The sequence below is a fragment of the Rhizobium leguminosarum genome (genome assembly GCF_002953715.1).
Lineage (GTDB): Bacteria > Pseudomonadota > Alphaproteobacteria > Rhizobiales > Rhizobiaceae > Rhizobium > Rhizobium leguminosarum_V.
Map to the genome: position 1 here is coordinate 779124 of NZ_CP025012.1, position 20104 is coordinate 799227.

At 58.3% G+C, this 20104-nt stretch carries 24 protein-coding genes and 1 pseudogene; 13 read left to right on the plus strand and 12 right to left on the minus strand.

Annotated features, from left to right (window positions below):
* Positions 1-15: 15 nt before the first annotated feature.
* Entirely contained in the window at positions 16-303 is a 288-nt protein-coding gene (locus CUJ84_RS03890) for a hypothetical protein (protein ID WP_245457520.1), read from the plus strand.
* A 94-nt stretch (positions 304-397) separates the two neighbouring features.
* Here CUJ84_RS03890 and CUJ84_RS03895 read toward each other — a convergent pair whose 3' ends face one another.
* Positions 398-1198 carry an SMP-30/gluconolactonase/LRE family protein gene (locus CUJ84_RS03895; protein ID WP_105005253.1) on the minus strand — a complete coding sequence of 267 codons (801 nt, stop codon included), beginning with the start codon at positions 1196-1198 and terminating at the stop codon, positions 398-400.
* A 350-nt stretch (positions 1199-1548) separates the two neighbouring features.
* Between CUJ84_RS03895 and CUJ84_RS03900 the strand changes: the two genes are divergently transcribed.
* Positions 1549-2001: a hypothetical protein gene (locus CUJ84_RS03900; RefSeq protein WP_158686903.1), complete on the plus strand. Its 453-nt coding sequence runs from the start codon at positions 1549-1551 to the stop codon at positions 1999-2001.
* A 165-nt stretch (positions 2002-2166) separates the two neighbouring features.
* Positions 2167-2670 carry a DUF2199 domain-containing protein gene (locus CUJ84_RS03905; protein WP_105005255.1) on the plus strand — a complete coding sequence of 168 codons (504 nt, stop codon included), beginning with the start codon at positions 2167-2169 and terminating at the stop codon, positions 2668-2670.
* Positions 2671-2750: 80 nt separating this feature from the next.
* Here the strand turns inward: CUJ84_RS03905 and CUJ84_RS03910 are convergent, their stop codons facing one another.
* Positions 2751-3110, minus strand: a complete 360-nt coding sequence (locus CUJ84_RS03910) for a GNAT family N-acetyltransferase (protein ID WP_245457521.1) — start codon at positions 3108-3110, stop codon at positions 2751-2753.
* Between the two features lie 242 nt (positions 3111-3352).
* On the opposite strand from CUJ84_RS03910, the gene CUJ84_RS03915 reads away from it, so the two are divergent.
* Complete coding sequence (locus tag CUJ84_RS03915) at positions 3353-3703, plus strand: cupin domain-containing protein (protein ID WP_026160141.1); 351 nt, start codon at positions 3353-3355, stop codon at positions 3701-3703.
* Positions 3704-3705: 2 nt separating this feature from the next.
* On the opposite strand, the pseudogene CUJ84_RS03920 reads toward CUJ84_RS03915, so the two are convergent.
* The 3 genes and pseudogenes from CUJ84_RS03920 to CUJ84_RS03930 all read right to left on the minus strand — a co-directional run.
* Positions 3706-3987: pseudogene (locus CUJ84_RS03920) on the minus strand (response regulator); the annotation flags it as partial.
* 61 nt (positions 3988-4048) lie between these two features.
* On the minus strand, positions 4049-5983 hold the full coding sequence (locus CUJ84_RS03925; RefSeq protein ID WP_105005257.1) for an adenylate/guanylate cyclase domain-containing protein: 1935 nt from the start codon (positions 5981-5983) through the stop codon (positions 4049-4051).
* Between the two features lie 100 nt (positions 5984-6083).
* Positions 6084-6440 carry an antibiotic biosynthesis monooxygenase gene (locus tag CUJ84_RS03930; RefSeq protein ID WP_168307400.1) on the minus strand — a complete coding sequence of 119 codons (357 nt, stop codon included), beginning with the start codon at positions 6438-6440 and terminating at the stop codon, positions 6084-6086.
* A 126-nt stretch (positions 6441-6566) separates the two neighbouring features.
* Between CUJ84_RS03930 and CUJ84_RS03935 the strand changes: the two genes are divergently transcribed.
* Positions 6567-7454, plus strand: coding sequence for a LysR family transcriptional regulator (locus CUJ84_RS03935; protein ID WP_105005258.1), 888 nt, complete (start codon positions 6567-6569; stop codon positions 7452-7454).
* A gap of 157 nt (positions 7455-7611) precedes the next feature.
* Positions 7612-8418 carry a class I SAM-dependent methyltransferase gene (locus CUJ84_RS03940; protein ID WP_105005259.1) on the plus strand — a complete coding sequence of 269 codons (807 nt, stop codon included), beginning with the start codon at positions 7612-7614 and terminating at the stop codon, positions 8416-8418.
* Between the two features lie 232 nt (positions 8419-8650).
* Here the strand turns inward: CUJ84_RS03940 and CUJ84_RS03945 are convergent, their stop codons facing one another.
* Both CUJ84_RS03945 and CUJ84_RS03950 read right to left on the minus strand, forming a co-directional pair.
* Complete coding sequence (locus CUJ84_RS03945) at positions 8651-9154, minus strand: SRPBCC family protein (protein WP_105005260.1); 504 nt, start codon at positions 9152-9154, stop codon at positions 8651-8653.
* Complete coding sequence (locus CUJ84_RS03950) at positions 9138-9494, minus strand: ArsR/SmtB family transcription factor (protein WP_105005261.1); 357 nt, start codon at positions 9492-9494, stop codon at positions 9138-9140. The genes CUJ84_RS03945 and CUJ84_RS03950 overlap by 17 nt, the downstream gene beginning before the upstream one ends.
* A 267-nt stretch (positions 9495-9761) precedes the next feature.
* On the opposite strand from CUJ84_RS03950, the gene CUJ84_RS03955 reads away from it, so the two are divergent.
* The 3 genes from CUJ84_RS03955 to CUJ84_RS03965 all read left to right on the plus strand — a co-directional run bounded on the left by CUJ84_RS03955 (position 9762) and on the right by CUJ84_RS03965 (position 12535).
* Positions 9762-10685, plus strand: coding sequence for a helix-turn-helix transcriptional regulator (locus CUJ84_RS03955; RefSeq protein ID WP_199788767.1), 924 nt, complete (start codon positions 9762-9764; stop codon positions 10683-10685).
* A 201-nt stretch (positions 10686-10886) separates the two neighbouring features.
* Entirely contained in the window at positions 10887-11573 is a 687-nt protein-coding gene (locus tag CUJ84_RS03960; RefSeq protein ID WP_105005262.1) for an alpha/beta fold hydrolase, read from the plus strand.
* Between the two features lie 260 nt (positions 11574-11833).
* Positions 11834-12535 carry an alpha/beta fold hydrolase gene (locus tag CUJ84_RS03965; RefSeq protein WP_105005263.1) on the plus strand — a complete coding sequence of 234 codons (702 nt, stop codon included), beginning with the start codon at positions 11834-11836 and terminating at the stop codon, positions 12533-12535.
* A 350-nt stretch (positions 12536-12885) separates the two neighbouring features.
* Here CUJ84_RS03965 and CUJ84_RS03970 read toward each other — a convergent pair whose 3' ends face one another.
* The gene (locus CUJ84_RS03970) at positions 12886-13764 is read right to left on the minus strand and encodes an SDR family oxidoreductase (protein WP_105005264.1); all 879 of its coding nucleotides are present in this window, start codon (positions 13762-13764) and stop codon (positions 12886-12888) included.
* A gap of 124 nt (positions 13765-13888) precedes the next feature.
* On the opposite strand from CUJ84_RS03970, the gene CUJ84_RS03975 reads away from it, so the two are divergent.
* Positions 13889-14545 (plus strand): TetR/AcrR family transcriptional regulator, encoded by a 657-nt coding sequence (locus CUJ84_RS03975; RefSeq protein WP_105005265.1) that lies wholly within the window; start codon positions 13889-13891, stop codon positions 14543-14545.
* An 88-nt stretch (positions 14546-14633) separates the two neighbouring features.
* Here CUJ84_RS03975 and CUJ84_RS03980 read toward each other — a convergent pair whose 3' ends face one another.
* On the minus strand, positions 14634-15017 hold the full coding sequence (locus CUJ84_RS03980) for a winged helix-turn-helix transcriptional regulator (RefSeq protein ID WP_105005266.1): 384 nt from the start codon (positions 15015-15017) through the stop codon (positions 14634-14636).
* Between the two features lie 135 nt (positions 15018-15152).
* Between CUJ84_RS03980 and CUJ84_RS03985 the strand changes: the two genes are divergently transcribed.
* Positions 15153-15887, plus strand: coding sequence for an NADPH-dependent F420 reductase (locus CUJ84_RS03985; protein WP_245457522.1), 735 nt, complete (start codon positions 15153-15155; stop codon positions 15885-15887).
* 79 nt (positions 15888-15966) lie between these two features.
* Here CUJ84_RS03985 and CUJ84_RS03990 read toward each other — a convergent pair whose 3' ends face one another.
* From CUJ84_RS03990 to CUJ84_RS04000, 3 genes are all read right to left on the minus strand, one after another.
* Complete coding sequence (locus CUJ84_RS03990) at positions 15967-16563, minus strand: general stress protein (RefSeq protein ID WP_105005268.1); 597 nt, start codon at positions 16561-16563, stop codon at positions 15967-15969.
* Between the two features lie 16 nt (positions 16564-16579).
* Positions 16580-16897: a PepSY domain-containing protein gene (locus CUJ84_RS03995; protein ID WP_105005269.1), complete on the minus strand. Its 318-nt coding sequence runs from the start codon at positions 16895-16897 to the stop codon at positions 16580-16582.
* A gap of 342 nt (positions 16898-17239) precedes the next feature.
* Complete coding sequence (locus CUJ84_RS04000; protein ID WP_105005270.1) at positions 17240-17629, minus strand: RidA family protein; 390 nt, start codon at positions 17627-17629, stop codon at positions 17240-17242.
* A gap of 137 nt (positions 17630-17766) precedes the next feature.
* On the opposite strand from CUJ84_RS04000, the gene CUJ84_RS04005 reads away from it, so the two are divergent.
* Positions 17767-18378, plus strand: coding sequence for a TetR/AcrR family transcriptional regulator (locus CUJ84_RS04005; RefSeq protein ID WP_105005271.1), 612 nt, complete (start codon positions 17767-17769; stop codon positions 18376-18378).
* A gap of 245 nt (positions 18379-18623) precedes the next feature.
* Entirely contained in the window at positions 18624-19973 is a 1350-nt protein-coding gene (locus CUJ84_RS04010) for a transposase (protein WP_105005272.1), read from the plus strand.
* The last annotated feature ends 131 nt before the right edge of the window (positions 19974-20104 follow it).

Below are 20104 nucleotides of genomic sequence, written 5' to 3' on the forward strand. Positions count from 1 at the left end.
AAGTGGGCGCCTTGCTTGGCTATGCTTCCGATCGGATTTATCGTCTGTTTCTGGTGGGTGGTTGCTCCGTCGCTGGTTCTTTTCCCGATTATTCTACTGCTCGAGAACCTCGGCCAGCTCCGCGAAATAATCTTGGCTCTCTTTTCAATCCCGGCTCTTGTGGTGCTAGGGTTCGCCTTACCATGGTTCTCTGGCTGGTACGATATTGGAACCAGTCTGATGTTTGGTCGCTTCACGGCCGCGAGCGCCAAGGAGAAAGCCTTGACGGAATCAATCCATGCCTACAGGACGAGGGCCATTTGACCCCGCAGTGAGAGCTTTCACAAACTCCATCGCAAGGGCCTCTTCTGGAGAGCGCTGCATTCCGATCTTGTGTCCCGATGCAGCTAGATGCGGACTACCCGTGAGGCCAACCCGCCCCGGCTGTCTCGACCTCGACGGACAAGAGCTGGCCAGTTCCGCCCATCTGGTCCATCTTGTCCATCCCGAACCATCTGGCGGCAGTTATGTATAGGGTGGTTCGATCAGGTCCACCCAGCATGCAGGCGAATGCGCCGCGATCGAGCTTCACTTCATCGAGGAGCGCGCCGCCTTCACGAACCCTGCGGCAGTAAGCATTGGGTACGTCGGCGTACCAGATCGCGCCTTCAGCGTCGAAGCATATGCCATCGGGCGGCCCGGGAAGATCGGCCCAAACTCTTCGATGGGAGAGTTGCCCGTCGGCGGCGACATCAAACGATGTCAGCCGTTTCGCCCAGCTTTCGGCGCAAACCAGTGTGCGCCCGTCCGGAGAGAGAGCCATTCCGTTCGGAAACTGAAAGCCTTCCGCTTGTGTTTCGACCGTTCCGTCTGGATGTATCAGCAGGATTGCGGGGCCGTTGACGTAGATGCGGCCTTGCGGATCGATCACGATCTCGTTCCAGCCATTCGCTCCCAACTCGGCGAACTCTTCCAGTCCGGAGCCGTTGAACCGCAGCAAATGCGATGCCCTGAACGCGACGACGTACATGTCGCCCTGTGGTCCGAAGTCGAATGACAGGGGCGGGGCTTTCGCGGTTGTCGCCACTCTGACAGTTCCGTGCTCGCTCAAGGCGAGGATTTCGCCGCTTGTCCAATCCGCGAACCACAGCTCGCCGTCATGCCATCGTGGGCATTCGACCAGCCCCCGGTCTTCCAGCCGAACCTTTGCCCTGTTCATTTCTGCCTCCTGTCGTTTTGCGCCTTGGCTCGTCGAATGGAGCCACATTGTAAAGACGAACAAGCAAAGCCAATGCCGACACGTGTCTGGCGAAAAGGGCAATCACGGCCGTATCTCCCGTACCAGCGGCGTCGAAGCACCCGTTTGCATTTCGATCGCATCGAAATGCCTCGAACCGAGGACGCTCCGACAGAGGAGGGCTTGGCGACAACTTACGGATTCGTAAGGTGCTGGGTGGGGAGCGGCTTCCGACGCAACCGGACGCCAGGAGTTTCCAGCCGTTCTTTGGTAAGGAGTGATGCGTTAGGTTTCTCTCGTCTCGGCAGGCCTAGATGACAAGGAGAGGAAGATTGGCGAACATTCCTAATAGTATGAAATCAGAACTCGCAGCCTGGAATGATGGTCGAGGGATCAGCCTCCGGGACTGGACCGCCAACAGCGGAAATTTCTCACTTGCCGTAGGCTATTCAGAGATATTCTGGCCGCGCTTCGTAGCGTTTGAAAAGTATGTTCTCGTTGATGGTTTCAATATTGAGGGTTTGCGATCGTTCGAACAAAATCCTGAGGCAACGCGCCAGTCTGTCGAATGGGTAATGAACCATTTTCACATCGCCGACATTCAGCACTCGGCATGCACGGATATGGCGGGCGACAAGCTGGCGATCCTGGGCGAACGGCTGCGCGAAATCTACATGGCCAAGCTTGGGTGGCAATTTCCTGATCGGACATTCGTTGTAGAGTTTGTTCAGCCGGAACGGGCAGATGACTTCCCAGATTATCAGATGAGCTTTTTCCAAACATGATTTCTGCTGTTGAAGTTGGCTTGCGCTAGATCCAACCATGAGCAGCGGGCAGGCAAATCATGAAGATGGTTGTCCACGCATCCCCAAGTCCCACACCATATATGGGCCCTCGACGCAGTCACTCCCAACCGTTATCGAAGCTCTATTAAATGCTGCGGGGAAGATATGAGCGACCATTTCATTTGTTCGATATGTGGCATCCAACATGACGGATTGATCACCGATCGGGCCTACAAACTTCCCGATGATGTTTGGAGCATCCCTGAGGCCGAGAGGTCGGAAAAGGCACGGTTCGATAGCGATCTTTGCCAGTTCGGCGAACGATTCTTCATGCGATGTATTCTACTCGTGCCATTTACCAATCACCCTGGTGCGTTCGGCTGGGGTGTCTGGGCCGAGGTCGACTGGCCTACTTTCAAGCGATATCTGGAACTATACAAAGTGGACGGTTCATCAGAGCCTGCACATGGAGGTCTCCTAGCGAACGAAATTCCCGGTTATCCGCGAACCTTGGGCTCAGAAATTGAAGTTAATTTTGGAAACGCCTCTGAGCGACCTACCATCCGCCTTACTCCCGAAGATGATAGCCAACTCGCGGAGGAGCAGCGCCGAGGAATGAACCATGCTCGGCACCATGAGATTTTGGATCTGATCGAGGCTGCGAACTGACGCCACGCGATGACCGCTAATAGCGTAAAGTTACCGTCCCCGTCATGGCTGCAGTTTCGACACTGCATAAAGCATCTTGGTCAAGGTGCGAGCGGGACACCGCTCTCGTTGCAACCGAGGCCGGCGTAGAAATTTCTCGCAGTCAGAGAGGCGGGAACCTGCAAAGCCTTTATGCCGTTGGCAAAAGCAGCCGCTTCAACGGTCTGCATAAGGCGTCTTCCGATGCCGCGCCCCTGAGCCGTCGGAGATAAGAAAACCGTCCGCACCGTATTCCCGTCAAGGCTTGCCGTTCCCACGGGTTTGCCGTTCTGAAGGGCGATCCAGGCGATCCGGCTGTCCATCAATTTCAGGATCGCATCGGCAGAGAAATTACCGATGACCCTCTCTATGACGCTGGCGGAATAATCCGCAGAATTGCTGATGCGGATCGTATTTGTCACGAGCTCGCTTATCAAAGGGGCGTCACTGCCAATGGCGCGCCCGGATTTCAATCTCGTCGATCATAAAAGGCACGCGGGATCGATATCCCAAAGCCTCGTGTGAGTGAAGCGTGTCACCATGCTTCACCCCGCCTCTCTCGCTGGCGAGGGGACACAAGACCGGCAACCTCCTCCTCGTGCGTCATCCGTCTTGGCGGGTGAAATTTTCGCGCTACCTCTGCACACGGCAAAGGAGGAAGACGATGAAGATGCGTAAGTTCACGATCGCCGATGCGTCGTTGGAGCGTTCCCCCGGGCAGGAGGCAGACATCTCCGTCGGCAATCTGGTCGACGAGCGGCACGGAGGGCCGATCACCATCGGTTATGGACGTTACGCACCCGGCCAGAGCCTGACCGAGACGATGGCGGTTGATGACGTCATGATCGTTCTGGAAGGCCGGCTTTCGGTCTCGACCGACGGGGGAACGGTCACCGCCGGCCCCGGCGAGATTGTCTATATGCCCAAAGGTGAAACAGTGACCATCCGCTCGCACGAGGAGGGCGCGCTCACCGCCTATGTCACCTATCCGCATTGGCGGCCGGCGCACGCGTAAGACCCCGCCTCCAGCCCCTCGACCCGATCGTCGACGCCGCCGACCGATGTCAGGAACAGCGCCGATGTGCCGACCTTGGCAGCCCTCAGTGAACGCACGATCGCCAGGCCATCGAGACCCGGCAGCATGCGATCGACGACGATCACGTCATAGGCCTCGCGCTGCGCCTGAAACAGCCCATCGCGTCCGTCGCCGAACACGTCGCAGACATGCCCGGCCTCGGAAAAGCCCTTGGCGATATAATCGGATGTTTTCCGGTCGTCCTCGATAAGCAGGATTCGCATCAGCCCGATCGTTCCCGGATGCCTGGGGCAGCAATCTAGCCGATAGGGCCTTAGTCACAACTTACGGATTTGTAAGGTGATTGGCATCCCCGACAAGCTCCCATAGATCGACCTTCTCGGCGCGCCCCTTGAGCTGCACCAGGCCAAGCGGGCGAAGGTCGAAGCGATCGGCGACCGCCTCGTATATGGCGGCGCTCACCAGGATCGAGGTGTTGAAGTCCTTGTTCAGCCCTTCCAGCCGTGAGGCGACATTGATCGTATCGCCCATGGCTGTGTACTGCTGTCGCGAAATCGCGCCGAAGCTGCCGACGACCGCCGGGCCGGTGTGCAATCCAAATCGCGTGATGAGCGCGGGATGGCCATTCCGACGGTTGGCTTCATTCAGGTCGTCGACCGCCGCTTTCATGGCCAGCGCGCATCGGCAGCCGTTTTCGGCATGTCTGGCATCGGCAACAGGGGCGTTCCACATGACGAAAATGGAGTCGCCGAGATATTGGACGACAGTCCCGCCATTGCGCTCGGCGATGGTGTTCAAGAGTTCGAAATAGGCCGACAGTGTATCCACAACGTCTTCGGGCGAATGCTGCTCGGATATGGTGGTGAAGTCGCGGATGTCGGTGAAGAGTACGGTCACATCCTGCCGCTGCGCCTTGACGGCGGTTCTTGCCTTGGGATCGATGATCCGCCTGACGACTTCACGCGGAACATAGAGGGCAAACTGGCCGATGGCATGGCGGCTTGCCGCCAGCGCGCTCGCCAGCGTGTTGATCTCCGATATCCAGGAGTGGGAGACGCCTTTTTCGCCGACGTCGAGATCGCCGATCCTGCGCGCCTCGTCGGCGAGGCGATAGAGGGAGCGGCTGACCATGCGCGACAGCATCACCGAGGCAGCGACACCCGCAATCACGAAGGCGCTGGCAATCAGGAGATTGTGCATCAGCAGCCGATTGGCCTCAGCCACCAGATCTTCCAGGGGCACGATGATTGCGGCGACGCTTCCCTTGAACAGACCAGAGACGGCGACGGGGGCGATCTGCAGGATCTGCCGTTCGCCATCGAGATCGATCCGCACAACGCCGCCATTTGCAAAGGCCGGATCCCGCCTGAGCCTCGCCACCGTTTCGAGGCTCGTGTCGTAACTGTCCGTCGTCGTATCGACGGCAACGGCGCCATCGGCATTTTTCGACCATATGCCGAGAAGCCTGTTCATGATTGCCGGGTCGGAATGGGCGATCAGATCATCGGCATTATCGATGATGTAGGCGCGCGCCCGCGGCGAAATCTCCTGCGCATCCAGCAGGCGGCTGACAGTCATCAGGTGGATGTTGATGCCGACGACAACCTGATCGTCGTCTCTCATCGGCGCTGCGATCGTCAGCGTTGGAAGCTGCAGCGTTCCCGCTACATACGGTCCGACGGATACTTCCTCGCCGTGCCGGATGACGGATTGGTACCAGGGGCGTTGCCGCGGATCGAATGATGCATAGTCGACGTCACGCTCGGCGATCGGCCTTGCCTGGAGGTCGAGGAAGCGAAACGTCGATATGACGTTCGGGCCCTGTCTGCGTGCTATCGTGCGGATCGCGAAAGCCGTGCCATCGGGTGCTGCGAGGATCCGGCGGACATCCTGCCTTTGCGTGTTGATGACCTGCAGATACGAGCCGTCAGGATAGCCGGTGTAGACGCTCGTCGCGTTGGGGACGTTTCGTAGAATCTCCAGAAAGAATTGCTGTTTCGCCGTGATATCCTGGGGAGGCGGGGAGACGAGCAGCGGCAGGGTCGATGCCAGTGCCACCGCCTCGGTGCCGCCCTGCAGCGTATTGCGGTACCCCTCGATCAGCCGCAGGCTCATCTCGCGCATCTGCTGCACGCCCGCACTGACCGCAGCATCGCTTCCTTGCCTGAACGCCAGCCAGATGATCGGCGTCGACGTGCAAAGCAGCGACGCGACGACCAGGACGCCGAGATGCAGTCTGAGGGGTTTCGACCAGTGCACGAGATTTTCCTCGAAATGCGGACACGTCTCAGCACACGAAGCATAGTCAACGATGGCAGCTAACCGCTTTTTGAAAACTTACACAAGGTGGTGATATCGGTCACACCGCCGCTGCGCGTTTCGGCAGAACAAGATCGCCGACCGTGTAGGTATGGAACTCGCTTTTGGAGACCGCATCGAGCTTCCGGAATTTCTCGACGAAGACCGGATCGGAGAAGAACTCGTCGACGTTTCCGGCGCCCTGGATCGCCTCGACGTTGACGACCGTCTGGCCGTCGGTGCTTTTTGCCAGGCTGCTCCACAGAAAGCCTTCTTTCCGATCGGCGACGTAGTGCACGACATCCTGGATGATGTCGAAGGCTTCCTGCTGCTTACCCGGATGGACGTGGATGACGTTGACAATGAAGGTCGTTGGCGCGGGCGCGCCCGCAAAGGCGGCAATGAGGTTCGTTTCCATGACTGTCTCCATCTGAAGCTCGGGCCATTGCGGCCGCGGCGACATCTGGATATTGGGATTGAGATAGCGGATAAATGGGCGCCTATTCGCAACACACCGGATGAAAATTCCGCAATAGGATGATCATTGGACAAGCTCGGCACGCTCGGCATCTTCATTCAGGTGGCAGAAGTTGGAAGCTTCGTGGCAGCCGGCCAACGCCTCGGCCTTTCAGGCTCGGCCGTCGGCAAGGCGATCGCCCGGCTCGAAGACGAGCTGCATGTCCGGCTGTTCAATCGCTCGACCCGCAGCATGGCCCTGACGGAAGAAGGCAGGTTCTTTTTGGAGGCGTGCTGGCGCATTCAATCGGAATACGAGTCCGCTCAGTCAAGGCTGTCGAACGCGCAGCTCGTTCCGCGCGGGCAGCTGCGCGTGAGCCTTCCGGTGGCCGGCATGCTCCTGATGCCGACCATTTCCGCCTTCATGCAAACCTATCCGGAGATCAACCTCGATCTCGACTTTTCCGATCGCCTGGTCGACGTCATCGAAGAAGGATTTGACGCGGTCATCCGCACGGGCGAGGTGAGGGACACCCGGCTGATGAGCCGAAAACTTGGGACCTTCAGGCACAGGATCGTTGCCGCACCGGATTACCTGATGGCCCATGGCCACCCGAAAGTACCGGAAGACCTTCTGGAGCATCGTTGTCTTCACCATCGTTTCGCCAATTCCGGCAAGCTCGAACCGTGGTCGCTGGTTCGCAATGGAGATGAGGTCAAACTTGACCTGCCTGTGACGACGGTCGCGAGCACCTTGGAACCGCTCATCTACCTCGCGGAACGATCTTTCGGGATCACCTGCCTTCCCGCATTCGCCGTCGCCTCCGAGGTCGCAGAAGGCAAACTGGTTTCACTGCTGGATGATCATCTGGCGGACACCGGAACGTTTCGGGTCCTCTGGCCGACAAACAGATACCTTTCCCCCAAGGTTCGGGTCTTCGTCGACTATATGGCCACCAATCTATTCGCCGGATGATCGCTCCGATGAGTGTGATTTCAGGGGTTGCCGTTGTGTTATATTTTTCTTGAGAAGCGTTAACAAGGTTCCGCTGGATTGCCTGGTGTGACGGCGATATGCGCGACCCGAATGGCCGTGTTACGATCCATTCTTGATCGAGGGAGGATGGCAAGCCATGGAAGCCGCAGAACTACGATATAATTGGGCTGATCCCGACGTCTACGAGACATTCATAGGGCGCTGGAGCGAACATCTGGCAAGCCCATTTCTCACACGTGCCAATATTGCTCCGGGCAGTCGCGTGCTCGATGTGGCATGTGGGACAGGTGTGTTGTCGAAAGCACTGGCCGAGGCGGGAGCGCATGTGATCGGTGTTGACGCATCGGAGGGATACCTGGAAGGAGCCCGCCGTCGACGATCCCACCCCAATATCGCCTATGAACACGGCGATGTCCGGCACATGCGGTTCGACACTAACTTTTTCGATGCGGCCGCTTCCACGCTGGCCCTGGACGTTATCCCGGAAATTGAACAGGTGGTTGCCGAGATGAAGCGCGTGACCCGTCCAGGTGGCGTCGTCGCGTCCGCCGTTACTCAGTTCTTGGGCGGCATGCCCGCCTTCGATCTCGTCATCAACACCGGCGCCGTGCTTGAGACCGACTTCGCCAGGCTGAGATCCATGCGGGCGGGGCGCCAGCTCTTCTGGCCTGATGGTCAGGCGACGTTGTGGCGGAAGATCGGCCTCGTCGACGTGACGGAGATTCCCGTTGTCGTGGATTGCGAGTATGCGTCCTTCGCGGATTATTGGGCTACGTTCACCGACGGCCCAGGCAGCATCACAAGCATATTGATGGCACTTTCGGACGACGCCCGCGGTTCGATCGAACAGCATGTTTGTGCGGGGTATCTGGTTGGCTTGCCCGATGGACCCCGGTCATTTCCCATGATGTTCCGTGTGGTGCGTGGCTTGGTCCCAGCCTAATTCTGGAGAGCATGCAATGGGCCTGCGAGGGCCCGGTCTGGGCCGTTCTCAGACCGTAACCCCGGGGGTTGATCATCAGCTGTCGTTCCTCGGCAGCCAAAAAGCTGCCAGGCCGCTAACGGCCCCGAAGCGGACTTTTTTCGCTATCGAAGCATAAGGCTGCTTTGCGCCCCGCTCCCGCCGGAAAGGCCGGTGGAGTCACCTCCCAAGGGCAGACGTTTCCCGACCCGCGCTACTCGCCTATGCTGGAAAGCAATTCGTCGAGCTGCTCCAACTGCTCCGGCAATGCGACCGCCGAGCCCTGTAGTGCTTCCTCAAGCGCCTCCTTGGACGGATAGACCTCGTGGAAAGTCACTAGTGTCCTCCCGCCTTGGTCCTCGAAGGTCACGGTCGTGATCGCGCCCTCTTCGCCCTCGTCGTTGGTCCAGACGATGCGCTCGTTCGGCACCACCTCGAGATACTTGCCATAGAAGGCCATGGTGTCCGAACCGCCGGCGCCGAATTCCAGCCGATATTTGCCGCCGGTACGGACGTCCATATCGCACGATACGAGCGAAACGCCGGATGCCGATTTTGGCATCCACCAGCGCTGGAACAGCTCGGGCTGGCTCCACGCCCTGTAAACCGTGCTCGGCGGCGCATTGAATGTCCGCGTTACGACGAGTTCGCGATCCCCTCTGCGCTCGACTGAGGTGCGGTTCTCAGCACCACCTGCACTGTCAACTTGCTGGCTCATCACGTCCCTCCCGGTTCAATTCGCTGATGATGTCGTCCAATGCTTCGAAGCGGGCCTCGAACAGCTTGCGATGCGCCTCGATCCATTCGGCCTCCGCCTTGAGGCCGCGTTTCCCAAGCTTGCAGGTTCTCACCCGTCCGACCTTCTGCGTGACGACGAGCCCCGCCCGCTCGAGAACCTGGACGTGCTTCTTCATGCCGGTCAGCGTCATCTGGAACTTATCCGCGAGACTGGTGATCGACGCGTCCTCTCGCCCAAGCTGATCGATGATCCCGCGGCGGGTCGCATCGGACAGCGCCGCAAACGAGAGATCGAGGGGAGGGCTTACATACTGAACCATATAGTTCAGTGTTTACCCCACTCGCGCAGGAAGCGCAAGCGTCCCGAACTTTCCATGCCGTGGGCCCGCGCCGTGCAGGACACGAATGTTCGTATTCCTCAAGGCATTTCCTCGCCCTTATGCCATGATCCCAACTGCAATCGCGCCGCTTAAAAAGGCGGAGCTTTGCAGCAAAGTTGAATGTTGCGCAGCAGGTTCGTAACGGTGCATGATTCTTGCGGCGGTATCACGCTAAGGAAATTCTGGCCTAAATACGGAGCTAAAGAGATGAAGAACCAGGGCCAGAGTGAGCTGTCTGGTATCGGTGAAATCCGAGCCCAGCTCGGCGGCTGGCCCATATCGACGGCAGGCATGTCGTCTACCTCTCGCGGCCTGCACTTTGATGTGAGAGACGGGAGCCACGGCGTCGAACTGGTTGTGCCTGGGTGTGATCATCATGCAGTGTTGGTGGCGCTGGGATCATCAAGGCAATTCCGTTTTCAAACGCACATAGCGTCCCGCGAGGTATCTTGCAGAGCAGGGGATCTGATTGTTGTCCCGGCCGGTAGCCCAGCACGGCTTGGGGGCGCTATCCCGCCTATGCTTCGGATCGGCATCGACCCGGAGCAACTCAGCGATGGCTCCCGGTTGCGTGAGCCCCTCCGCGGCAGGGATGATCAGACGGGTTCTATCCTTCACGCCAACGATTTGTTTGCACTGTACATCGGCGGCGCGATCCTCGAGGAGATGCGCAAGCCGGATTTTGAATGGCGGATGCCTCTGTTGCGTCACCTTGCGGAAGCGCTAACCGTGCATTTCGTTACAACGTATGGTGTTTACACAGTCTCCGATCACACCGGCGAAATCAGCGACAGGGAAGCCATCCGACGGGTAATCGAGCATCTTGGGCGGACAACACACGACTTTCCTGACCTCGCCTCGCTCGCGAAGCGAACCGGTCTCAGCCGCTTTCACTTCATCCGGGTTTTTAAAGCAGAGATTGGCATGACGCCTGCGCGATACGTGGAGCAATGCAGAATTGAACAAGCGAAGTCATTGATCGAGACAGCCGAAATATCGTTGGCCGATATTGCCGACAAGCTTGGGTTTGTCGATCAAAGCCACCTGACCCGACGTTTCAAAAAGGTCGTAGGTAGCACCCCTGCTGCATATGCACGCGCACAGGGCCGCCGGCATTTGTCAGAGTTATAACAATAATATACAAAGTAATCAATAAACTACCATATACGCGAGGTAACTTCGATACTCATCAAGCGAAAAAGCAGATTTTTCGTCTCATTGTCCTAATTTAAGCAATAACATCCCATATGCAGCAATAAAATGCCATGACCTAATCTCCAAGGTAGTTCATATGTATTGCCAGCAGACGACATCAAGGCAGGAGATATAAACGTGAATATTAGAAACGTTATTCTTGTGCACGGATATTTCCTCGATGGTAATTCTTGGAATAAAGTTATACCGTTACTGTCGGAGCGAAGCATTGATGCAATCGCTGTTCAGATTTCATTGACCTCGTTCTCTGAGGACGTGGCGATTGTTCATCGCGCCATTGAAATGCAGGACGGTCCGGTTATCCTCGTGGGGCAGTCTTATGGTGGCGCGGTCATTACCGAGGCGGGCAACCATGCCCGAGTTGCCGGCCTCGTCTACATCGCCGGCGCTGCGCCAGACAGTGGCCAGTCCGTCGACGACTGGTGGAGCGGTTATGCGACTGCGGCTGTTGTGAATGAACTGAGGCCCTGGGGCGACGCGCATGTTACGCTCACCCGCGAAGGGGTGCGCAAATACCTGGGCCAGGATCTTCCGACCGCAGAAGCCGATATTGTCTACGCCACTCAGGGACCGCTTGGAACACGCAGTAAATTAGAGAAGATCTCAAAAAGCGCGTGGCACACCAAGCCTTCTTGGTACATGGTCACAACGCTCGACCACACGATGCCGCCCGCGGTACAGCAGGATTCAGCCGAACGTATGGGTGCCGAGATCATGGTTGTTCAGGCAAGCCACTTGCCTATGCTTTCACAACCGAAAGTCGTTGCCGAGTTCATCGCCAACGCCGCCGCGTCTTTTGACTGATAATTCGGTCCCAAGCCGAAGCATCATTCGAAACAACATATTCCGGAACGACCTCGCCACAGCGGCGAAACGACGACCCATTCCTGAGCGGCCCATTCCTGAGCGGCCCATTCCTGAGCGGCCCATTCCTGAGCGGAGTGTGTCTGTTCGACCAAGTTCGACCCGGCGCACATCGCCTGGTCACAAAAGCTTCGAAAGAAGCCGTTGGCTCGCTTGCCCCCCAACGGAATTATTTACCCAATCCAAGAAGGAACAGGATCATGTCTACATCACCGAAACCCACCATCGTTTTTTGCCACGGCATTTGGGCCGATGGCTCATGCTTCAGCAAAGTCATCCCTGCATTGCAGGCGGACGGGCACGAAGTCATCGCCGTCCAGTACGGCCTGGACTCCTACGAGGAGGACGTGGCGACGGTTAAGCGGACGCTCAATCGTGTCGGCAGCCCCGTCATCCTCGTCGGGCATTCCTACGGCGGCGCAACGATCACGGCCGCCGGCATCGACGAGCGTGTCGTTGGTCTGGTTTACATCGCCGCGGTCGCCCCGGATGTCGGCGAGACCGTGCAGGATCAGCTCGCCAAGTATCCGTCGGACATCTTCAACCATGTCGAGGCAGCGGACGGCCGGGCCTGGATGCTGCCGAGCGGAACCAAGTTCTTCGCTGGAGACCTCTCGGAGGAAGAGCAGAAGCTTGTATGGGCCACGCACTATGCGCCGGTCGCCGATCTGTTCAACCAGCAAAAGCTCAGTGCCGGCGAGATCGCGTGGAAGTCCAAGCCAAGCTGGTATGTCTTGGCGACGCAGGACCACACGGTGCACCCCGATCTCCAGCGCTGGGTTTCCAAGCGTATGAACGCGACGGTGACCGAGGTGGAAAGCAGCCACGTGCCGATGCTCTCTCAACCCGACGTGGTCATCGATGTCATCCGCAAGGCAGCGGCGGCCGTCCAGCGTCGCTGATATATCGTGGAAATGCATAGGAAGAGACCGTCATGAGGCGGTCTTTTCTGTTATTGGCAGATGCACCTATAAGCGCGTCCGCCAACTGTTCGCCGTGCGAGGGGGATCAGGGAAGGGGTGCGGGGGAGGCGTGGAGCTCGCAATGGGCCTTCAACCCTCCTTGCGACGTGCAAGGAGGGTTGAAACTCAAGGCCGGTTAGGCGGTCCGCCGATACCGGTCGCGCTCTTGCGCGATCTGCTCGGGGGCGTATGGATCGAGCGAAGCCATATGCGACGACGTTAGCGCACAAACGGGTCCAGAGTGCCCCCTCAAAGGGCGGCAGGTGGCACCACCCACCAACCCCAGAGTGTCAGATCATGCTCGACATGCCGAGCGCGCTGAGCAGGTCGTTCTGAATTGGGCTTACCGCGTCGTTCAGCCGCTGGACACCGAGGTCCATGCCCTCAGGCATGACGACCGTGCGCAATGGACGCCGTTCCGTGGCCTCGACCAGCCGTGCGATGGCATCGGCAACCATTTGGGGTCGAGGTGGATTGGCCGAATCGTGGGCGTGGCTGGAGCTGTCTTTGATTTGGCCCGGGATCGCCGCGACCTCGCCATATGATGCCAGCACGCTTTCGTCGGACGGCTCCGGACTGGACGAAAGAAGGTTGCTCGGGAATGGCCCTGGCTCGACGATGACAGAGTCGATTCCGAAGCTCTTCAGCTCGTACCGATAGGCTTCGGCAAGCGCTTCGAGCGCGAACTTGCTCGCGGAATAGGTGCCGAAGAACGGAAAGACCACCCGACCCATCAGCGATGTCACATGAACGAGGAGTCCGCTGCCGGCGGCACGCATATGCGGCAGAACGGCGCGGTCGGCCCGCACGGCGCCGAAGAAGTTGACCGCAAATAGCCGTTCGACGTCCGCGACAGTGTAGGCTTCCGTGACCCCGACGGGCATTATTCCGGCATTGTTGATCAGGGCATCGATCTTTCCGTGCTGCTTAACGACCTGGTCGATCGTCGAATTGACCGACGCCTCGTCGGCAACGTCCATTTCAAGGACCTGCAGCACATGCCCTTTAGCTTTCACCGCGTCGATAAGATCGCTCCGCACTTGGGCATTTCGTCCTTCGACGTCCCGCATGGTCGCAACCACCGTATGGCCCCGCCTTGCAAGCTCCAATACCGTGAGTTTTCCAAAACCACTGCTCGCGCCGGTCACAACAACGACTTTTCCGCTCATCTTAAGTCCTTCTCTGAAATCTAAGGGGCGTCGCACCATATAGACAGACCTGTATGTACTTGCAATCCTAAAATTGACAGAATAGTCTGTCTATATGCGGGCGAAGAATCTGAGGTGATGGAAGATGCAAACGCGCAGCGTGCTTGAGTTTGTGGATGTGGAGGGACAACCGCTTAACGCCCTCGCCCCGCGAGAACGTATATTAAAGACGGCATCGGACCTGTTTTACCGGTTCAGCATCCACTCTGTCGGGATCGACCGCATCATTGCCGAAAGCGGCGTGGCCAAGATGACGTTCTACAAACACTTTCCATCGAAGGCCAGCCTGATCGCCACCTATTTGCGTTACAAAAGTGACATCTGGTTTCAGATGCTCGTGACCTCCACTGAAAGAACCGGACTATCGCCGCTGGAGCGCGTCCTCGCTATTTTTGACGCGTTGGAGGAACCGTTCCGTTCGCCTTCTTTCCGCGGCTGCCCATTCGTAAAGGGGTTAGCCGAGTTCGGACCGGAGGCCAACTCCCCAGACGTACAGGCGACCATCGGCGCGTATTTTAGGGGCTTACATGAATTTGTTGCGTCACTCATCGAGCCATTGGCATTCAGCAAACCCGAAAGAGCCGTGCTCCAGATCCTGTCGCTCTTCCAAGGCGCGATCGTGATCGCACAATCGACGCGCGATCCTGCTATAGTGGACGCAAACCGCGATGCAGCCAGAGTGTTGCTGGAAGATGGCTTGATCTCGTCGTCCGAACCCCGAGTTCGTAAGGTGGTGCGGTAGACGACCCGGCGCCAGCGTCGCTCGAGGTCGCGGCCTCCTTGTGATCAGGCGATGCACAACGGACAGCCACCGAAATGGTTTTCATCGCTTACGCCGGATCTTGCGGCACCGCGGCACGCGCGTCACGTCGCATGAACGCCCAGTCGATTAGTTCCGCCATGGATGGACCGAGTGCGATCCCCATCTCACTCAGTGCATATTCGACCCTTGGCGGGACCTGTGGATAGACGGTTCTTGTCACGATACCGTCCTTCTCCAACTCCTTGAGTTGCTGGATCAGCATCTTCTGATTCACGCCCTCGACGCGCTTTTCGAGCTCCGAAAATCTTAGCGGACCCTTTGCGGCGAAAAGCTGGCAGATGATGACGATCTTCCACTTCCCTTCAAGAGCCCGCAGAGCATCCCGAGTTGCCGCCGCCCATACCATTCGCTGCTTCGGGTCGTCGCAGCGCCAGTCTCGTTCAACTGCCATACTTACCTCTAGGCGGGTTACCCACTTTTTGGTCGGTTCTTGCCGTACCAGGTAGTTAAACCTATTCTTCGGAGCACAACAAGTCACGCCTCCGTTGGGGTGCGTTGAATGCAATATTCACAGCAGGGAAATGGTATGAACATCGGAATTATCGGCGCAGGGAACATTGGGGCAACGCTGGCACGCAAGCTCGCGGCGGCAGGTCACGAGGTCAAACTTGCCAACTCAAAGGACCCGGAATCTATCCGCGACCTCGCTGCGGACGTTCGTGCGACGGCAACGACCAAGCAAGATGCCGTGACGGGGGTGGATATTGTGATCCTTTCCATCCCGTTTTCGGCTCATCGCGATCTTGCCAATTTGTTCGAAAATGTTCCCGAGAACGTCGTTGTCGTAGACACGTCCAATTACTACCCGTTCCGTGACGGAACGATCACCGACGTCGATGATGGCAAACCGGAAGCGGTCTGGGTCACCGAGCAGATCAGGCGACCGATCATAAAAGCCTGGAATGCGGTGCTTTCTGCGACTCTCGCGGAAAAAGGCGTAGACAAGTCGCAACCCGGCCGCATCGCCCTTCCGGTAGCTGGTGATGACCTCGAAAAGAAGTTGCTTGTCATGCAACTGGTAGAGGCGACGGGCTTCGACGCCCTCGATGCCGGGAGCCTTGAGACCTCATGGCGACAACAGCCAGGCACCCCTGCCTATTGCACGGAACTGACTGCTGACGAACTGCAAGCGGCGCTCGAAAAAGCTGACCAAACCCGCTCGGCGGGTAACCGCGAGGCCCTAATCAAGGTCTTCATGGAAAAAGGCGGCAGCCTTACTCACAATGAGATTGTAGCCCAAAACCGCGCCGGGACCGCGTGAGCGATAAGGAGACATCATGCGTGAGATCAACGCTTCAACCCTCCTTGCGACGTGCAAGGAGGGTTGAACTCAAGGCCGGTTAGATCGTCCGCCGATAGCGGTCGCGCTCCTGCGCGATCTGCTCGGGGGCGTATGGATCGAGCGTCTCGTCGAACCGGGTCCATCCCTGCTCGTTATAGGCACGCCGGCGTTCGATCGGGTCGACCCAGTTTGAACCCTGGAGAATAGCCTGCGCCTCGGGCGCGCGGGTGTCGTCGACCTTGGCGGTGACCAAGCTGCCGCCACGGCGGACACCTTCGGCATAGAGGTGGGCATCATCTTCCGAGACGCCGGAGTCGGTGAGGGCGCCGATCAGGCCACCAGCCGCACCGCCAGCGACGGCGCCGGCGACAGCCCCGGCCGCAGTCGCGGCCAGCCAGCCTGCGGCAACCACCGGCCCGACACCGGGGATGGCCATCAGGCCCAGTCCGGTGAGCAGGCCGCCGGCGCCACCGACGGCAGCGCCAATGCCGGCGCCGGTCGCGGCATCCTCGCCAACGTCAGAGTCGCGATCGATGCGGCCAGCCTTGTTGGAGACGATACTGATGTCGCTTGAGGGAATGCCTGCCGCTTCCAATTTGCTGACGGCGGAGCGAGCGTCCGAATAGTCGTCGAAAAGTCCGGTTACAGTTCTCATCATGCTTCTCCTTGGGTTACTTGGCGACGATGTTGCCTTGATAATCGAGGGCGATGGCGACGGCTTTGCCGTCCTTCATGCCGGAGGCCATCCAGATCCCCTTGTCATCGAGCTTGAGATCCTTGACGTCGGTGTAGCCCGCTTCCGCAATGCGATCCTTCGCCTGAGCTTCGGTAAAGCTATTGGCGCCCTCAACGGGCGCGGCCGGATTTTTGGTATCTGGAGTTGCAACCGCAGGTGTATTTCCATCCTTGGATGGAGCGGGTGTGGTTTGGGCAAAGGCTGCAATGGCAGACGCGCCGAGAATTGCCGCCGCGAAGACGATCTTCTTCATAGGTGTTTTCTCCATTTGCGGATCAGATGACGATCCATGCGCTCAAAACACGCAGGAGAGATCTTTGTTCCCAGAGATTATGCAATTGATTTTTATAAATATATGGCAGGGCGGCACGCTGCGGCTCATTCTCTGCGGCGCCGGGGCAATGTAAGCAGGCAGTAACGGTGTGGGGTAACCGACGATCCACGAGCGCCTTGAGGAAACCTCTCGGTGTGAGGTCGGTCCTCTAACTCCTAAAGTTGTGCTGCTGTCAAATATCCCAGGGGGTGGAGGCGCGGGGCCACTTTCCTGCCGGCACTTCTTGCGGTAACGGATGCGGCCCCGGCAATGTCAGTGACTTCACGGAATACGGGCGATGACCTTTATCTCGAAGTCGAAGCCGGCGAGCCAGTTGACGCCGAGCGCAGTCCAGTTCGGGTAGGGTGGTTTGCTGAAAATCTCCTGCTTGACGGCCATGATCGTTCCGAACTGGTTTTCAGGATCGGTGTGGAAGCTGGTGACATCGACAATATCATCCCACGTGCAGCCGGCGGCGCTCAGCGTGGCCTTCAGGTTTTCAAAGGCGAGCCGCACTTGCTGCTCGAAATCGGGTTCGGGTGTTCCGTCCGGACGGCTGCCGACCTGTCCGGAGACAAACAGCAGATCGCCGGACCGGATCGCGGCGGAGTAGCCATGCTCTTCGTAAAGGGCGTGCCGGTTGGCAGGAAAGATTGCTTCGCGTTGGGTCATTCTGATCTCTCTTCATTGTTGACAACGACCGATGAGCGCGGCGTAACGCTTCACAGCTCGCGCCCAATTTGGTATACGGTTCGTATGTGAAATATGCGGCATGCAGAGCGTATGTCAAGTCCAGATACGCTTCGTATATGAAATTGAGGAATGGAATGGCGAAGAAGCGCAGCGAAACGATGCAGGAAAACCGCGTCAAATTGATCGCGGCGGCGCGAAAGGCATTTGCGGAAAAGGGGTACTCCGCAGCCTCCATGGACGAGCTGACGGCCGATGTCGGACTGACAAGGGGCGCGCTTTACCACAACTTCCAAGACAAGCGCGGGCTGCTGGCGGCGGTTGTCGATCAGATCGACACGGAGATGGCGGTGCGCGCTCAGGAGATCGGCGCGCGCGCGGGGGCCGATTGGCAGGGCCTGCTCGCCGAGGGGGCGGCCTATATCGAGATGGCGCTCAATCCGGAAGTCCAGCGCATCGTCCTGCTCGACGGACCTGCGGTGTTGGGGGATCCCTCGCAGTGGCCGAGCCAGAACAATTGTCTGCAGGTGACCAAGAGCACGGTGGAGCGCTTGATCGCCCAAGGCATCCTCAAGCCGCTTGACCCGGAGGCGGCGGCCCGGTTGCTGAGCGGCGCGGCTCTCAATGCTGCGCTTTGGATCGCCGCCAGCGAAGATCCGCAGAGCGTGCTGCCAAAGGCGGTCGAGGCTTTTCATGCCTTGGCGGCAGGTCTGCTGGTGGAGCGTTTGTGAGGGCCAAAGTCGAGCGAAGGGACGTTCACCGCAGTAACGGCGAAGGTGGGTCCTTCTCGTTACTCGCTCTTCGAAGCGAGAGAAGGGAAGCGGCACGGGCTCGATCGGTGGTCGTCGGTTTACCTTCGCCACTGGATGATGATGGAGGAATGGTCTGCTTTCGGCCGATTGTGTTGAAAAACTCCGATGTTGCCTACATCGCAAAACGCTGATTCACTTCGAATATCTGAAGTGGAGCGAAGCAGATGCTGGGACCGAGGCAAGTCGATCAGGCGATGTTGTTTTATGAGTTTTCACTCGAAGGTCACATCCCCGCAGATCATATGCTTCGTTCGATCGACCGCTTCGTTGATCTGTCGGCAGTACGGGGAGAGCTGGCGGGTTTTTACAGTCACACGGGTCGGCCATCGGTCGATCCGGAGCTTATGATCCGCATGCTGCTCGTCGGCTATTGCTTTGGTATACGTTCGGAACGTCGGTTGTGCGAAGAGGTCCATCTGAACTTGGCATATCGCTGGTTCTGTCGTCTCGGTCTTGATGGCCGGGTACCGGATCATTCGACCTTTTCGAAGAACCGTCACGGGCGCTTCAGGGAGTGCGATCTCTTTCGACGTGTGTTCGGGATGGTTGTGTCTCGCTGCATGGAAGAAGGGTTCGTTGGCGGGGAAGGCTTTGCCGTGGATGGCAGTCTTATCAAGGCAGATGCCAATCGCCAGAGCGGTATCGAAGGGACCACCTGGACGGTGCCGGAGAAGGCCAATCGTGCCGTCAAGGAATACGTGGCAGCCTTGGATGACGCGGCGTTCGGGTCAGCAACCGCAGTCACACCGAAGTTCATCTCTCCTGCCGATCCTGCGGCACGTTGGACTGCCGCCAACGGCGGGGCAGCCTTCTTTGCCTATACCGCCAACTACATGATCGATCTCGACCACGCGATCATCGTCGATATCGAGACGACAACCGCCATTCGCCAAGCAGAGGTTACAGCCGCCAAGCGTATGATTGAGCGCACCAGAACGGAGTTTGACCTTTATCCGGCCCGGCTCGCCGCTGACAGCGGATATGGATCGGCAGAAATGCTCGGTTGGCTGGTGCACGAGCAAGGCATCGAGCCGCACATTCCGGTCTTCGATAAGTCGGGCAGAACAGATGGCACATTCTCGCGAAAAGACTTCACGTGGGATCGGCAGAATGACATCTACCGCTGTCCTGCAGACAAGGTGTTGACCACCAGCGGCACCGTCGTCAACGACAACCAGTTCCTGTATCGCGCCAGCAAACGCGACTGCGAGGTCTGCGAACTCAAAGCGAGATGCTGCCCGAAGGAACCGGCACGAAAGGTTCCGCGATCAATCCATGAGGGCGCGCGGGACATGGCACGCGATATCGCCAAAACGGACGCCTATGCGACGTCGAGGCGGCAGAGGAAGAAGATCGAGATGCTGTTTGCCCATCTCAAGCGCATTCTCAAACTGGATCGATTGCGATTAAGAGGGCCGAATGGCGCAAGGGATGAATTCCATCTCGCAGCCACCGCCCAAAACCTCAGAAAGCTCGCTAAACTGATCCCGATGCCGGAGCCCAAGCCAGCTTAAAGGCGGCAAACCCTCGCAAAACCTGGCTGACCATCTATCGTCTCAAGGCGCAGGCCCAAACCGCGCCGACTTTTTCAACGAAATCGGCCCGAAGCGGACTTTTTTCGTTGTCGAAGGACAAGGCTGCTTTG